The following is a 15,472-nucleotide window of genomic DNA, read 5'->3' as shown; positions in this document are numbered from 1 at the left end:
CGGCTCCTCACAGCATGCAGCGACGGGGATCGTCGCTGGCCACGTGGGGATCGCACATGCGGATGCTGCCGCCGGGCAGCACCTCGACGCGCAGGGTGCGAGCGTCGGCGTCGGCATGTGTCAGCGAGATGACAACCTGGCGCAGCGGCGTGGCCGACCCCGGCAGCACCAGTTGCCCGAAGCCGTTGAAGGCGATCCGGCTGGCATTGCCAGCAGCGCCGTCGGTGGTGGTCTGCACGGACGCCACGGTCACGCCCGTGGCGGTGGCAGCACGGCCTTGCTTGTTGACCACCGCGGTGCTAGCGCACGCCGTTGCCGGGTTGGCGGTCGACACCACCCACGATGGTGACGCGGACGACGCGCTGCAGTCGGCCGCGTCGGCGTCCGAGACCAGCCACAGCGACACCACCTCGTTGCTGCGCAGCGCCTCCATGCGGGCCAGTTGCAGGCCGTTCTGCAGCGACTCGGCCACGCCGCGAATGCGAAGGTCACGCAGCCAGGCGGCGAAGCTGGGCAGGACGGCGAAGAGCAGCAGCGCCGAGACGGTCAGCACGACCATCATTTCGATCAGCGTGAAGCCTCGTGGTCGACGCAGGAGGTGGCGGGACATGGCCATCCCTCCTCAGCAGTCGCCGTCCTTGGACGCCCAGCAGGTCTTGCTCACCTCCACGTTCTTGAGCTTGGTCGTGCGCTTGGCGTTGCTGGAGTCCAGGGTGTAGACGTGGCCGACGGCAGCACCCGTGGTACCGGTGGCGGTCAGCACATAACCCTGCCCGCTCGAGGTCAGCGCGCAGGTGAAGCCGAAGTACCGGGCATCCGCCGGCGCGAAGGTCCTCCACGTCGGGGCTGGCGTGCCGTCGGCGCAGTCGCTGGCGCCGTAGTTGCGGTGATCCTGGTAGTACTGCTCCATCTTCACGCGGTAGTCCGCGAGGGCGCTGAACGCCTCCGGCAGCGTGCCGCGCCGCACATAGTCCGAGTAGGACGGCAGTGCGACGCTGGCCAGGATGGCGATCACCGCGACGGTGATCATCAGCTCCAGAAGCGTGAAGCCGCGAGCGATGAACGATGGGATTGGGCGTGTCACGGGAAGGACCTCGCAGGGTTGCTGCGGATTCTTCGGCACCCCCCCTCATCCTCGCCGTGTCGGATTTCGCAGCTGGCCGGCGGCCGCCGAAGAGCGGTCCTTGACAGCCGATGAGCGGCGGCGCAGACACAAAGAGAAACGCGGGCCCGAAGCCCGCGTCCGCCGTGAACGGTGCAGCGGCGACTCAGCGCGGCAGGTCGCTCTCGCCCATCAGGTGCTCGTCCACCGCCCGCGCGGCCTGGCGGCCTTCGCGGATGGCCCAGACCACCAGGCTCTGGCCGCGGCGCATGTCCCCGGCGGCGAACACCTTGTCGACGTTGGTGCGGTAGCCGCCGGCGGCCTCGGTGCCGGCGCGGGCATTGCCGCGGTTGTCCTTGGCCACGCCGAAGGCGTCGAGCACGCTGCCGACCGGTTGCACGAAGCCCATGGCCAGCAGCACCAGGTCGGCCTTGAGCACCTGCTCGCTGCCGGGCACCTCGACCATCTTGCCGCCCTGCCACTCCACCCGCACCGTCTTCACGCCGGTGACCTTGCCGCCCTCGCCGAGGAACTCCTTGGTGGCGATCGCGAACTCGCGCTCGCAGCCCTCCTCGTGGCTGGAGGAGGTGCGCAGCTTGTACGGCCAGTAGGGCCAGGTCAGCGGCTTGTCCTCGGTCTCGGGCGGCATGGGCATCAGCTCGAACTGCGTCACGCTCTTCGCACCGTGGCGGTTGCTGGTGCCCACACAGTCGCTGCCGGTGTCGCCGCCACCGATGACGATGACGTGCTTGCCGGTGGCCATGATCTGGTCGGGCACGGCGTCGCCGGCGACGACGCGGTTCTGCTGCGGCAGGAACTCCATCGCGAAGTGGATGCCGGCCAGGTCGCGGCCGGGCACCGGCAGGTCGCGCGAGACCTCCGAGCCGCCGGTGAGCAGCACGGCGTCGAACCGGGCCTTCAGTTCGTCGGCGCTGATGGTGGTCTGCGCGTGGTTGGTGACCTTGCTGCCCTCGGGCATCGCGCCGACCAGCACGCCGGTGCGGAAGACCACGCCCTCGCCTTCCATCTGCTTCACCCGACGGTCGATGTGCGACTTCTCCATCTTGAAGTCGGGGATGCCGTAGCGCAGCAGGCCACCGATGCGGCTGTTCTTCTCGAACACGGTGACGTCATGGCCGGCGCGGGCCAGCTGCTGCGCGGCCGCCAGGCCGGCCGGGCCGGAGCCGACCACCGCCACGGTCTTGCCGGTCTTGACCTTGGCCGGCTGCGGCTTGACCCAGCCTTCTTCCCACGCACGGTCGGCGATGGCGTGCTCGATGGACTTGATGCCCACCGGATCGTCGTTGACGTTCAGGGTGCAGGCCGCCTCGCAGGGGGCGGGGCAGATGCGGCCGGTGAACTCGGGGAAGTTGTTGGTGGTGTGCAGCACGCGGATGGCGTTGAGCCAGTCGTTGCGGTACACCAGGTCGTTGAAGTCCGGGATGATGTTGTTGACCGGGCAGCCGCTGTTGCAGAAGGGCGTGCCGCAGTCCATGCAGCGCGCGCCCTGGATGCGCGCCTGCTCGGCGTTCAGGCCGATGACGAATTCCTTGTAGTTCTTCAGCCGCAGCTCGACGGGCTCGTAACCCTCCTCCAGCCGGTCGTACTCCAGGAAGCCGGTGACTTTTCCCATGGCGATGTGTCCGTGTCGTGTCGTTCGAGGCCCAGCCCTCGGGGGCCGCCGCGGCCAGCGCCGCGGCGGGGGCTCCAGTTACTTGGCGGCGACCGTCTTGCCGCCCTTGGCCTTGGCCTTCGGCGCCTCGGCCGGTTTGGCCGCGGGCGCGGGCACCGGCTTGGCTTCGCCCTTCATCTCGCCCAAGGCGCGCTTGTACTCGTGCGGGAACACCTTGACGAACTTCGGCAGGCTGGCCGCCCAGTGGTCGAGGATCTCGCGGGCGCGCAGCGAGCCGGTCCAGCGGTGGTGGTCCTCGATCTTCTTCTTCAGGATCAGCTCGTCGGCCGCCTGCAGGTGCCAGGTGGCCGCCTCGCCGGGCTGTTCCTTCTCGGGCAGCAGCTTCTCCAACGCCACCATGCTGGTGTTGCAGCGCTGGGCGAAGCTGCCATCCTCGTCGTAGACATAGGCCACCCCGCCGGACATGCCGGCGGCGAAGTTGCGGCCGGTCTTGCCCAGCACGACCACGGTGCCGCCGGTCATGTACTCGCAGCCATGGTCGCCGGTGCCTTCGACCACCGCCGAGGCGCCGGACAGCCGCACCGCGAACCGCTCGCCGGCCACGCCGCGGAAGAAGGCCTCGCCGCTGGTGGCGCCGTACAGCACGGTGTTGCCGACGATGATGTTCTTCGTCGTGTCGCCACGGAAGTCGATCGACGGCCGCACCACGACGCGCCCGCCGGACAGGCCCTTGCCGGTGTAGTCGTTGGCGTCGCCGATCAGGTACAGCGTGATGCCCCGGGCCAGGAAGGCGCCGAAGCTCTGGCCGCCGGTGCCTTCCATCTGGATGAACACGGTGTCGTCGGGCAGGCCCTCCGGCCGATGCCGCACCAGCTCGCCCGACAGCATCGCGCCCACCGTGCGGTTGATGTTGCGCACCTGCTCGATGAGCTGCACCCGCTCACCGCGCTGAATCGCCGGCTGGCACTTCTCGATCAGCCGCATGTCCAGCGCCGAGGCCAGCCGGTGGTCCTGCTGGTCCATGTGGTGGCGCGCCAGCGGCGAGGGGCCGTCGGGCTGCCAGAACACCCGGCTGAAGTCCAGGCCGCGCGCCTTCCAGTGGGCGATGCCCTTCTTGGTGTCCAGCAGGTCGGCCCGGCCGATGAGGTCGTCGAACTTGCGGATGCCCAGCTGGGCCATGATCTGGCGCGCTTCCTCCGCCACGAAGAAGAAGAAGTTGACGACGTGCTCGGGCTGGCCGGTGAACTTGGCGCGCAGCACCGGGTCCTGCGTGGCCACGCCCACCGGGCAGGTGTTGAGGTGGCACTTGCGCATCATGATGCAGCCCTCGACCACCAGCGGCGCGGTGGCGAAGCCGAACTCGTCGGCGCCCAGCAGCGCGCCGATGACCACGTCGCGGCCGGTCTTCATCTGGCCGTCGGCCTGCACCCGGATGCGGCTGCGCAGGCGGTTGAGCACCAGGGTCTGCTGCGTCTCGGCCAGGCCCAGCTCCCACGGCGTGCCGGCGTGCTTGATCGACGACCAGGGCGAGGCGCCGGTGCCGCCGTCGTGGCCGGCGATCACCACATGGTCGGCCTTGCACTTGGCCACGCCCGCGGCGATGGTGCCCACGCCCACCTCGGAGACCAGCTTGACGCTGATGTCGGCCCGCGGGTTGGCGTTCTTCAGGTCGTGGATGAGCTGCGCGAGGTCCTCGATCGAGTAGATGTCGTGGTGCGGCGGCGGGCTGATCAGGCCCACGCCCGGCACGCTGTAGCGCAGGAAGCCGATGTACTCGCTGACCTTGCCGCCAGGCAGCTGGCCGCCCTCGCCGGGCTTGGCGCCCTGCGCCATCTTGATCTGGATCTGGTCGGCGCTGACCAGGTACTCGGTGGTCACGCCGAACCGGCCCGACGCCACCTGCTTGATCTTTGAGCGCAGGCTGTCGCCTTCCTTCAGGGTGTAGTCGACGGCGATGACCTTGCTGCCGACCACGTCCGACACCTTGGTGCCGGCGGTGATCCGGATGCCCTTCAACTCGTTGCGGTAGCGCGCCGGGTCCTCGCCGCCCTCGCCGGTGTTGGACTTGCCGCCGATGCGGTTCATCGCGATGGCCAGCGTCGAATGGGCCTCGGTGGAGATCGAGCCCAGCGACATGGCGCCGGTGGCGAAGCGCCTGACGATCTCGGCCGCCGGTTCGACCTCCTCGATGGGAATGGCCTTGGCCGGGTCGACCTTGAACTCGAACAGGCCGCGCAGCGTCATGTGCCGGCGCGACTGGTCGTTGATGATCTGGGCGTATTCCTTGTAGGTGTCGAAGGTGTTCGCCCGCGTGCTGTGCTGCAGCTTGGCGATCGCGTCCGGCGTCCACATGTGCTCCTCGCCGCGGACACGCCAGGCGTACTCGCCGCCGGCGTCCAGCATGCCTTCGAGCAGCGGGTCGTCGCCGAAGGCGTCGCGGTGCATGCGAAGCGCCTCCTCCGCCACCTCGAAGACGCCGATGCCGCCGATCTGCGAGGCGGTGCCGCGGAAGTACTTGTCCACCAGGTCGCGGTTGAAGCCGATGGCCTCGAACAGCTGGGCGCCGCAATAGGACATGTAGGTCGACACGCCCATCTTGGACATGATCTTCGACAGTCCCTTGCCGATGGCCTTGACGTAGTGGTAGATCGCCTTGTCCGCCGACAGGTCGCCCGGCAGGTCCTTGTGCAGCGACGCCAGCGTCTCCATCGCCAGGTAGGGGTGGACGGCTTCCGCGCCGTAGCCGGCGAGCACCGCGAAGTGGTGCACCTCACGCGCCGAGCCGGTCTCCACCACCAGGCCGGCGGTGGCGCGCAGGCCCTCGCGCACCAGGTGCTGGTGCACCGCCGACAGCGCCAGCAGCGCCGGAATCGCGACGCGGTCGCGGTCCATGTGGCGGTCGGTGACGATGATGATGTTGTGGCCGCCCTTGATGGCGTCCACCACCTCGGCGCACAGTGAGGCCAGCTTGGCCTCGACCCCCTCGTGTCCCCAGCCCACCGGGTAGGTGATGTCCAGCTCGTAGCTCTTGAACTTGCCGGAGGTGTGCGCCTCGATGGCGCGCAGCCGCGCCATGTCGTCGAAGTCGAGGATGGGCTGGGTCACCTCCAGCCGCATCGGCGGGTTGACCGCGTTGATGTCCAGCAGGTTGGGACGCGGGCCGATGAAGCTGTTCAGGCTCATCACGATGGCCTCGCGGATCGGGTCGATCGGCGGGTTGGTGACCTGGGCGAACAGCTGCTTGAAGTAGTTGTACAGCGGCTTGTTCTTGCTCGACAGCACCGCCAGCGGGCTGTCGTTGCCCATCGAGCCGATGCCCTCCTCGCCGGCCTGGGCCATGGGCGAAAGCAGGAACTTGATGTCCTCCTGGGTGTAGCCGAAGGCCTGCTGCCGGTCGAGCAGCGTTTCCTTGAACTGCAGCGGCTCGCCCGGCACGTCCAACGTGTCGAGCTTGATGCGCACGTTCTCGATCCACTGCCGGTAGGGCTTGGCGGCCGCGAACTGGTTCTTCAGCTCCTCGTCGTCGACGATGCGGCCCTGCTCGAAGTCGATGAGGAACATCTTGCCCGGCTGCAGGCGCCACTTCTTGACAATCTTGTTCTCAGGGAACGGCAGCACGCCGGACTCCGACGCCATCACCACCAGGTCGTCGTCGGTGACGAGGTAGCGTGCCGGGCGCAGGCCGTTGCGGTCGAGCGTGGCGCCGATCTGCCGCCCGTCGGTGAAGACCATCGCGGCCGGACCGTCCCAGGGCTCCAGCATGGCGGCGTGGTACTCGTAGAACGCGCGGCGGCGCTCGTCCATGCCCTCGTGCTGCTCCCAGGCCTCGGGAATCATCATCATCGCCGCCTGCGCCAGCGGGTAGCCGGCCATGGTCAGCAGCTCGAGCGCGTTGTCGAAGGTGGCGGTGTCGCTCTGGCCCTCGAAGCTGATGGGGTACAGCTTGGTCAGGTCGTCGCCCAGCACCGGCGACTTCATCACGCTCTCGCGGGCGCGCATCCAGTTAAAGTTCCCCTTGACGGTGTTGATCTCGCCGTTGTGCGCGACCATCCGGTAGGGGTGCGCCAGCGGCCACTCCGGGAAGGTGTTGGTCGAGAAGCGCTGGTGCACCAGGCCGAGGGCCGACACGGCGCGCGGGTCGCGCAGGTCCAGGTAGTACTGGCCCACCTGGTCGGCCAGCAGCAGGCCCTTGTAGATGATGGTGCGGCAGCTCATGCTGGGCACGTAGTACTCGCGGCCGTGCGTCAGCTGCAGGTTCTGGATGGCGCGCGAGGCCGTCTTGCGGATGACGTAGAGCTTGCGTTCCAGCGCATCCGGCACGATGACGTCGGGGCCGCGGCCGATGAAGATCTGGCGGATCACCGGCTCCTTGGCGCGCACGGCCGGGCTCATCGGCATGTCCCGGTCCACCGGCACGTCGCGCCAGCCGAGCAGCACCTGGCCCTCGGCCTTGACCGCCCGTTCCAGTTCCTGCTCGCAGGCCAGCCGAGAGGCATGCTCCTTCGGCAAGAAGATCATGCCCACGCCGTACTCGCCGGGCGCCGGCAGCTCGACGCCTTGCGCCGCCATCTCGGCGCGGAAGAACTCGTCGGGGATCTGGATCAGGATGCCGGCGCCGTCGCCCATCAGCGCGTCGGCCCCCACCGCGCCGCGGTGGTCCAGGTTCTCCAGGATCTTCAGGCCCTGCTGGATGATGGAATGCGCCTTCTGGCCCTTGATGTGGGCGACGAAGCCGACGCCGCAGGCGTCGCGCTCGTTCTTCGGGTCGTACAGGCCCTGCCCTTCGAATAGGTCACGTTCGGCTTGAGAAGGTCCGGCGAGGGCGTCGTGCATGGGAAGCTCCGGGGCACTGGGGTTAACGCGCAAGCGTACCCGAGCAAACGAGCGCGCTCAACCGATATCAAATGGGGTCAGACACCTTTGATCACCAGCCCCGCAGAATTAAATCTCTAAACGGGGACAGTCTTCTTTCCGCGCGGGCGTCCGGGCGCTCGCGGAAGCAAGGGCCGGGCCGTCGCGGCCTGGAGCGCCGAGACGAAGGCGGCGGAGCCGTACGCCCAGCCGTGCAAGGTGGCGCTCTCCAGCGCACGCGCGTCGTCCTGCGACTCGCCTTCGGCCAGCCACGCGCGGTACGCCGCCTCCCGTTCGAAGGGGGTGTTCCCCAGGCCCCAGTAGCGGGCGTGCGGCGCCAGCAGCGGGTCTCGCCGGACGCCGAGGTGGGCCATCGCACTGCTCCAGGGCCAGTCGGCGGCCGTGGCAGCCAGCCCGGCATGCACCGCCGCGAGGTCCAGGTGGCGCAGGGCGCCCAGCACCCGCTCATCGTCGACCACCGTGGCGCGGTAGCGGCCCTCCCACAGGGTGCCGCGGGCACCATGGCGGCGGTTGAACGCCGACACGTACCGGCGGCCGAAGCTCTGCAGCGTGCGCCCGAGCGCGGGCCCCTCCGGCGGCGTCACCAGCAGCCACAGCGACTCGGTGAGCAGCGCGTAGCCGTGCACCGCCACGCCGGTGACCCCGGCCGCCTCGCGCAGCATGTCGATCGCCGCCTGCCGGTCGTGGTCGTCCTCGGCGATCGGCCGACCGCTGTGACCGCGCAGCGCCACGCAATGGGCCAGGCCGGCCACCGCCAGCCGCGGCAGCCGCGCCATCAGAACTCCCCGGGACGCTGCACCAGGTCCCCATCAAAGTGCATGCGCCCCGTCAACCGCCGGTGCTCGCGGATCGCGAAGCGGTCCGTCATGCCGGCGACATAGTCGGCCACCGCGCGCGCGGGGTCGGCCCGTTCGCGGTGGTCGGGCGGCAGTTCGCCCGGCGCCCGGCGGTAGGCGTCGAACAGCTCGGCCACCGTGCGCCGGGCGGCGTCGGTCATGCGCAGCACCTGCGGATGGCGATAGAGGCCGTGCAGCAGGAAGCGCTTGAGCCCGTCGACCTCGGCGCGCATGGCGACGCTGAAGCACACCAGCGGCCGATGCTGCCGCACGCCGTCGACGTCGGCCGGGGCCGCCTCGCGCAGCCGTTCGGCGGTGGCCTCGATCAGGTCGTGCACCTGGGCCGACAGCATGCGGCGCAGGGTTTCGGCCAGCAGCCGCTTGGCCAGCGCCGGGGACGCCAGCGCGGGGTGTTCGGCCAGCGCCGCGACACGGCAGCGATCGAACAGCGGCACCTGCCCGGCCAGCTGAGACTCGGTGAGCAGGCCCGAGCGAACACCGTCGTCGATGTCGTGTACGTTGTAGGCGATCTCATCGGCCAGGTTGGCCACCTGCGCCTCCAGCGAGGGCTGGTGGCCGTCGAGGAAGCGCCGGCCGACGCCGCCGGGCTCGGCCGCCTCCAGCGCCCGGGCATGGCCGGCCGAGCAGTGTTTGAGGATGCCCTCGCGCGTCTCGAAGCACAGGTTCAGGCCGTCGAAGTCGGCGTAGCGCTGCTCCAGGCGGTCGACCACCCGCAGGCTCTGCAGGTTGTGCTCGAAGCCGCCCTGTCCGCGCATGCAGGCGTGCAGCGCGTCCTGGCCGGCATGGCCGAACGGCGTGTGGCCGAGGTCGTGGGCCAGGGCGATGGCTTCGACCAGGTCCTCGTGCAGCCGGAGCGACCGCGCCACCGAACGCGCAAGTTGCGCCACCTCCAGCGAATGCGTGAGCCGGGTGCGGAACAGGTCGCCCTCGTGGTTGATGAAGACCTGCGTCTTGTAGACCAGCCGGCGGAAGGCGGTGCTGTGGACGATGCGGTCGCGGTCGCGCTGGAAGTCGTTGCGGTCGCGCGCCGGCGGCTCGGGCCGGCGACGGCCCCGGCTGCGCGCGGGGTCGCAAGCCCAGGGGGCGAGCGCGGTCTGCATGGTGGGCGGAAGGAAGCCTGGCCGGTCAGCCGGCGTGGGCGGCGATGACCTCGCGCACCAGCGCGTCCGGCGCCGGCCGCATGGCGGCCCGGCCGGGCGACTCGATCACCACGAAGCGGATCTCGCCGTCCTGCGCCTTCTTGTCGAGCCGCATCAACTGCAGCCAGCGGTCGGCACCCAGCGCCGGGCCGCGCACCGGCAGGCCCGCCGCCTCGATCAACGTGCGCAGCCGCTGCACGAACGCCGCGGGCACCAGGCCCAGCCTCGCCGACAGGTCGGCGGCCATCACCATGCCGCAGCCCACCGCCTCGCCGTGCAGCCATTCGCCGTACCCCAGGCCGGCTTCGATGGCGTGGCCGAAGGTGTGGCCGAAGTTGAGGACGGCGCGCAGCCCGCCCTCGCGCTCGTCGGCTCCGACGACCGCCGCCTTGATCTCGCAGGAGCGGCGCACCGCGTGGCGCAGGGCGTCCTTGTCGCGCCGCCGCAGGGCGCCGATGTTCCGCTCGGTCCAGTCGAGCAGCGCCATGTCGGCGATGGGGCCGTACTTGATCACCTCGGCCAGGCCCGCCGACAGCTCGCGCGCGGGCAGCGTGTCCAGCGTGTCGAGGTCGCAGACCACGCGCTGCGGCTGGTAGAACGCGCCCACCATGTTCTTGCCCAGCGGGTGGTTGATGCCGGTCTTGCCGCCCACCGACGAGTCCACCTGCGCCAGCAGCGTGGTCGGCACCTGCACGAAGGGCACCCCGCGCATGAAGCAGGCCGCGGCGAAGCCGGTCATGTCGCCCACCACGCCGCCGCCGAGGGCGAACAGCACGGTGCGGCGGTCGGCACCCCCTCCAGCAGCGTGTCGAAGACGCGGTTCAGGGTCGGCCAGTCCTTGTGCGACTCGCCGTCCGGCAGGGCCAGCTGCAGCACCCGCTTGTAGTGGGGCGCCAGCGCCGCCTGCAAGGTCTGCGCGTACAGCGGTGCGACGGTGGTGTTGCTGACGATCAGCGCCGTGCCGGCCTTGGGCAGGCCTTCGTAACTCGCCGGATCCCCCAACAGGCGGCTGCCGACCAGGATGTCGTAGGCCCGGTCGCCGAGCGGAATGCCGACGACCTCGGTCGAGGCGCGGGGGGGGGCACAGCGGTCATGCCGCCAGTGTAAGAAACGCGGCCGTGCGGGGGCGCTCAGCCGCCCGGCGGCTCGTTCGACAGCGCCGCCATGTCCAGCTGCATCTGGATCATGTGCACCAGCGCCGGCACCGACGGCCGGCCGGTCTCGATGACGAAGTGCGCGCATTCCCGGTACAGCGGGTCGCGCTGATGGTAGAGCTCGCGCAGCTTGCGCAGCGGGTCGGGCACCTGCAGCAGCGGGCGCTGGGTGTCGTGGCGCAACCGCCGGAACAGTTCCTCCGGCGAGGACCGCAGGTAGACGACGCTGCCGGCGGCACGCAGGACGCGCCGGTTGGCCTCGCGCAGCACCGCGCCGCCCCCGGTGGCCAGCACCCGCCCGCCACCGTCCGCCGCCAGCGCGGCCAGCACCTGCTGCTCGATGTCGCGGAAGCGGGCCTCGCCTTCGGCCGCAAAAAGTCACGGATCGGCATGCCGAGGCGCTTCTCCACCTCGGTGTCGGCGTCGACGAAGGACCGGTGGAGCTGCCGCGCCAGGTGACGCCCGACGGTGGACTTGCCGCCGCCGGGCATGCCGATGAGGGTGATCAGGCGACCTCCGTGGCAACGGCCTCAGTTGACCTGGCTGCAGCTTGGCCTTTGGCCAAACGGACTGACCAAGCCGGCCGGCGGGCCACCCGTCTTGGTGAAGTCCGACCGCAGGCCCACCACCCAGAAGGTCGACTGGTTCGACGACTCGGTGCCCGCGACGGTCGCACTGCCCCTGAGCGTCACCTCCACCCAGGAGGCGTAGGACTCGGCGTACTTCAGGTCGACGTAGGCGAAGCCGTTGGCGTCGGTGGTCACCGTCGTGACGCTGCTGTTGTTGGTGAAGGTGATGACGTTGCCGGGCTCCAGACGATTGCTGCCGTTCGTGTCCTTCGCTCCGGTGAGCACGCCGCTGTAGTCGGTGTCCTCGTTCGCGCAGGAGATGTAGCTGCCGGCCGGGAGGTAGCCGTCCGCGGTCAGGGTGACACCGTCCCAGGGGCCGTAGACGTAGTCGTCGCCCGACAGGATGTAGCTGCCCTTGCGGTAGCGATTGGGCAACAGCGAAATGGTGACCGTTTGACTTGGCACCGGCGCCCCGCTGGCGTCGGTCACGTACACGGTCCAGTTCTTCACGTAGATGGTGTCGTTGCTGCCGGCCAGGTTGGTGATGGTGTTGCCGGTGCCCAGCGCCACGAAGAGGGCGCTCTGGTTGACGGTGAGCGTGACATCGCCCTGCACCGACGTGCCGGCCACCGTCGCGCGCAACCGCACGGCGTTGGCCGAGGTCGCGGTGGCGCCGGCGATGTACTGCACCGACGCCTGGCCGTTGGCATCGGTCAACGCCGACGCCTGGCTGAGGTTGCCCCCGCTCGGGTCGGCGACACGGGAAAAGTTCACCGTCTTGCCCTGCACCGGGTTGCCATTGGCATCGACCACCGTGGCGCGCACCAGCGCTTGCTTGGCCGTCGAACCCGCGCTGTTGGTGCCCAACGCAGTGGGTGTCGATTGCAGGGTCAGGGTGTTGGGCGTGTCGGCGACGAACTGCACCGCGACCGTCGCCTTGGCCAACACGGCGGTGGTCGTGGTGTTGATCAGTTCGGCCTGGACCGTGGCGGGGCCGGCAAAGGTGGATTGCAAGTCCGCCGACGCCACGCCGCCGACCAGGGTCACGCCGGAGGCCGCGCCTGCGGGCGAGAAACTGCCCGCGGTGGAGGTGAAACGCACCGCATACGGACCCGACGCCGGGGCCCCATTGATGCGGTAGCGGGCGGTGATCGTTTGCGCCGTTCCGATCGGAATGGCCTGACCCGCGGTGGCCGGGGTGATGATGCCGAAGTCCTCGCCGCTGACGGTTATTGTGGGCGCCACCGTGGCGCCCAGCGCCGAGAAGGTGATCTTGTCCGCACCGGAATTGGTGGCCGTGTAGGTCACGCTGACATTGCCCGCCGCATCCGTGGTCGCCGTGGCGACGGACAGGCCGTTGCCCAGGCTGCTCGTGATCGCGACAGGCCTGCCGGAGATCGCTGCGCCATTGGAATCGGCCAGCTTGGCGCTGAGGGTGGCCGTGCCGCCGATCTGCAGCGTCGTGGGGCCGGAATAGGCCAGCGTGGTGCCGTTGATGTCCACCGCCACCGTGCCCGTCACGCTGCCCGAGGTGACGGTGATGGTGGCCGTTCGGTTGCTCTTGTCGGCGCCGACCGAGAACTTGGCGGTCGCCACGCCGGAGGCGTTGGTCGTCGCCGGATAGTCGCTGACCGTGCCGCTGCTGGTCACGAAGCTGATCGGAGCCGATGCCAGGCTGGTGTTGCCCGCGCCCTTCACCGTCGCGGTGATGGTCACCGGAACACCGCCACTGCCCACCGCCGTGCTGTCCGCAACCACGTCGATGGTGGCGGCACCGCTGCTGGACGAGGGCGTCCCGCCCGTCGGCGCCCCCAGCGACGGCGTCCCGGCGCTGCCGCCGCCACCGCCGCAGGCGGCCACCGCTGCCACCAGCACGGCCGCCAGGCCGCGCTTGAGCCACGTTCCCATCATGAGCTTGCCCTCACCTCGACATTGCATTGTTCGAAGACCGACGACGTGGCGTTCAACGCAGCGCCGCCGTCGACCGATTGTCCGTCACCACCTTCGGCGTGATGAAGATCAACAGCTCGGTCTTGTTCTGCTGACGCGTCGTATTTTTGAAGAGGTTGCCCACCACCGGCACATCGCCCAGAAGGGGGACCTTGTTGACGTCGTTGCGCTCGGTGACGGTGAAGATGCCGCCGATCACGACGGTACCGCCGTTCTCCACCAGCACCTGCGTCTGCACGTGCTTGGTGTTGATGGCGAAGCCGGCGTTGGTGACGCGGCCGACGCTGTCCTTGTTGACGTCGACGTCGAGGATCAGGTTGCCTTCCGGGGTGATCTGCGGCACCACCTCGAGCTTCAGGTTGGCCTTGCGGAACTGGATCTGCGTGGCGCCGCTGGAGGTGCCGGCCTGGTAGGGCAGCTCCTCACCCTGCTCGATCAGCGCCTTGATCTGGTTGGCCGTGATGACGCGCGGGCTGGAGACGATCTTGCCGCGGCCCTCGGCCTCCAGCGCCGACAGCTCCAGGTTCAGGAAGCGGTTGGCCGTTGGGCTGAACAGCGAGATGGCGAAGTTGGCGGCATTGGCCGCACCGAGCGCGCCCGCGTTGGCCGGCAGGTTGACGAACTGCGTGTTGGTGAAGTCCACCTGCGGCGACTGGCCGGTCTGGTAGCCGACGGCGCTGTAGTTGCCGCCGATGGTCACGTAGTTGCTGCCGCCGATGTTGTAGCCGGGGATGCCGCCCTGCAGGCCGCGGTTGTCGGCGGCGCCGAGGCGGGCACCGAGCGATCGGCCGAAGGTGTCGTCGGCCTCGACGATGCGTGCCTCGATCAGCACCTGGCGCACCGGGATGTCGATGCGGGTGATCAGGGCCTGCACCTCCTCCAGCTTCGACGGGATGTCGGAGACGAAGAGCTGGTTGGTGCGCGCCTCGAAGAACACGCTGCCGCGCGGCGAGAGGATGCGGGTGACCGACGACTGGGCGCCCGTCACGCCGGGCAACGGGGCCGCGACGGCAGCGCCGCCACCCGGCGCACCGGCCACCCGGCCGAGCAGGCCGTTGGCCACGTCCTGCGCCTTGGTGTAGTTGAGCTGGAAGGCCTGCGTGCGCACCGGTTCCAGGTCGGAGATCTTCTTCTTCGCCTCCAGCTCCACCTGTTCCTTGGCCAGCAGTTCATCCTTGGGCGCGATCCACAGCACGTTGCCGGTCTTGCGCACGCCCAGGCCCTTGGCCTGCAGGATGATGTCCAGCGCCTGGTCCCACGGCACGTCCTTCAGCCGCAGGGTGACGTTGCCGGTGACGGTGTCGCTGGTCACGACGTTGAAGTTGGTGAAGTCGGCGATGACCTGCAGCAGCGCCCGCACCTCGATGTTCTGGAAGTTCAGACTGAGCTTCTCGCCGCTGAAGCCGGGGCCCTGCACCAGCTTGTTCGGGTCCACCGCGAGGGGGCGCACCTCGACGACGAACTGGTTGTCGCTCTGGTAGGCGCTGTGCTCCCAGTTGCCGCGCGGCTGGATGACCATGCGCACGCGGTCGCCGGATTGGGTGGTGGTGATGGTCTGCACCGGCGTGCCGAAGTCGGTCACGTCCAGTCGGCGGCGCATCGGCTCCGGCACGCTGGTGCGCAGGAACTCCACCACCAGCGTCTGGCCCTGCTGGCGGATGTCGACACCGATCTGGTTGCTCGGCAGCGAGACCATGACACGGCCGGCACCGTCGTTGCCGCGGCGGAAGTCGACGTCTCGCAGCGCCTGCGGATCCTGGTTCAGGCTGGGGGCGAAGTGCTCGGCCGGCGTGCCGGTCGAGGCGGCAACCGTCGGCGATGTCAGCACCACGAGCAGCGTCTTGCCCTCGAGGCGCGTGGTGTAGGTCGCCGCCTGCTTGAGGTTCAGCACGAGGCGGGTGCGCTCGCCGGCCTGTGCCACGCTGACCGAACGCAGGTTGCCCTGGTTCAGCTCGACGTTCGGCCGGCCCAGCGCGCTGGCGACGTTGGGCAAGTCGAGCGCGATGCGCGGTGGCGCCTGCGTGGCGAAGCCGGCCGGCACGGCGGCCAGCGGTTCGCTCAGCTCGATGCGCAGCAGTTCGCTGCCGCCCTGCTGCTGGCTGGTGATCGACTGGATCATCGCTTGCGCCCAGCCGCTGCCGGGCAGCGCCAGGCCGACCAGCATGGCGAAGACGGCACTGCGCCAGTTCCTCATGG

Annotated in this window: 8 protein-coding genes and 2 pseudogenes; all 10 read right to left on the bottom strand. The window is 69.5% G+C overall.

Annotated features, from left to right (window positions below; all coding sequences use genetic code 11):
• Positions 1-7: 7 nt before the first annotated feature.
• The 10 genes and pseudogenes from LRS07_RS04380 to LRS07_RS04330 all read right to left on the bottom strand — a co-directional run bounded on the left by LRS07_RS04380 (position 8) and on the right by LRS07_RS04330 (position 15,470).
• Complete coding sequence (locus LRS07_RS04380) at positions 8-610, bottom strand: GspH/FimT family pseudopilin (protein ID WP_260500783.1); 603 nt, start codon at positions 608-610, stop codon at positions 8-10.
• Positions 611-622: 12 nt separating this feature from the next.
• The gene (locus LRS07_RS04375) at positions 623-1,084 is read right to left on the bottom strand and encodes a type IV pilin protein (protein ID WP_312028353.1); all 462 of its coding nucleotides are present in this window, start codon (positions 1,082-1,084) and stop codon (positions 623-625) included.
• Between the two features lie 184 nt (positions 1,085-1,268).
• Entirely contained in the window at positions 1,269-2,735 is a 1,467-nt protein-coding gene (locus tag LRS07_RS04365) for a glutamate synthase subunit beta (protein WP_260500782.1), read from the bottom strand.
• A 78-nt stretch (positions 2,736-2,813) separates the two neighbouring features.
• On the bottom strand, positions 2,814-7,568 hold the full coding sequence (locus LRS07_RS04360) for a glutamate synthase-related protein (RefSeq protein WP_260500781.1): 4,755 nt from the start codon (positions 7,566-7,568) through the stop codon (positions 2,814-2,816).
• Positions 7,569-7,684: 116 nt separating this feature from the next.
• Positions 7,685-8,383, bottom strand: a complete 699-nt coding sequence (locus tag LRS07_RS04355) for a transposase (protein WP_260500780.1) — start codon at positions 8,381-8,383, stop codon at positions 7,685-7,687.
• Positions 8,383-9,564, bottom strand: coding sequence for a deoxyguanosinetriphosphate triphosphohydrolase (locus LRS07_RS04350; RefSeq protein WP_260500779.1), 1,182 nt, complete (start codon positions 9,562-9,564; stop codon positions 8,383-8,385). Before LRS07_RS04350 ends, LRS07_RS04355 begins: the two co-directional genes overlap by 1 nt.
• Positions 9,565-9,589: 25 nt before the next feature.
• Positions 9,590-10,653 (bottom strand): annotated as a pseudogene (gene aroB, locus LRS07_RS04345) (3-dehydroquinate synthase).
• A gap of 80 nt (positions 10,654-10,733) precedes the next feature.
• Positions 10,734-11,248, bottom strand: a pseudogene (locus LRS07_RS04340) (shikimate kinase).
• A gap of 39 nt (positions 11,249-11,287) precedes the next feature.
• Positions 11,288-13,237: a beta strand repeat-containing protein gene (locus LRS07_RS04335; RefSeq protein WP_260500778.1), complete on the bottom strand. Its 1,950-nt coding sequence runs from the start codon at positions 13,235-13,237 to the stop codon at positions 11,288-11,290.
• Between the two features lie 52 nt (positions 13,238-13,289).
• Complete coding sequence (locus tag LRS07_RS04330; RefSeq protein WP_260500777.1) at positions 13,290-15,470, bottom strand: type IV pilus secretin PilQ; 2,181 nt, start codon at positions 15,468-15,470, stop codon at positions 13,290-13,292.
• Between the last annotated feature and the right edge of the window lie 2 nt (positions 15,471-15,472).

The sequence above is a fragment of the Aquabacterium sp. J223 genome, from assembly GCF_024666615.1.
In the GTDB taxonomy this organism is placed as follows: Bacteria; Pseudomonadota; Gammaproteobacteria; order Burkholderiales; family Burkholderiaceae_C; genus J223.
The sequence above is the reverse complement of the archived record's forward strand: the minus strand, read 5'-3'. Positions and strand labels throughout refer to the sequence as shown.